Source organism: Microbulbifer okhotskensis (genome assembly GCF_023895975.1).
Taxonomy (GTDB): domain Bacteria; phylum Pseudomonadota; class Gammaproteobacteria; order Pseudomonadales; family Cellvibrionaceae; genus Microbulbifer; species Microbulbifer okhotskensis.
In genome coordinates this window covers 1-266 of the sequence record NZ_JALBWM010000472.1, presented here as the reverse complement: position 1 = coordinate 266, position 266 = coordinate 1, and the positions used below count along the sequence as shown (strand labels likewise).

General features: G+C 48.9%; 1 protein-coding gene. It reads right to left on the bottom strand.

What is annotated here, in order from left to right:
* The coding region (locus tag MO867_RS22970) for a hypothetical protein (protein WP_252473467.1) at positions 1-266 on the bottom strand (266 nt) is incomplete at both ends.

Sequence of the window (266 nt, the reverse complement as noted above, 5' to 3'; positions counted from 1 at the left end):
ATATATCTCGCCGCATCTCCCGCTGAATATCTCTACAACGCACTTTATAAGCACCAGCCGCGTAAGAAACTGAGTCTTCCGCAATCTGAGTCTGTTCTAAGCGGAAATCATCCCAATCAAGCCCGACAAACCCTTGAAACAAACGGACCCTTCGACCTTTTATACTGCTGCCCTGTTCCAACTCATCGCGCAGTACATACGAAAGCTGACTGGCGATGTCCACCACCTCAAAATTGATCGCTCCAATTTCTGCCCGTCCTTGCTCT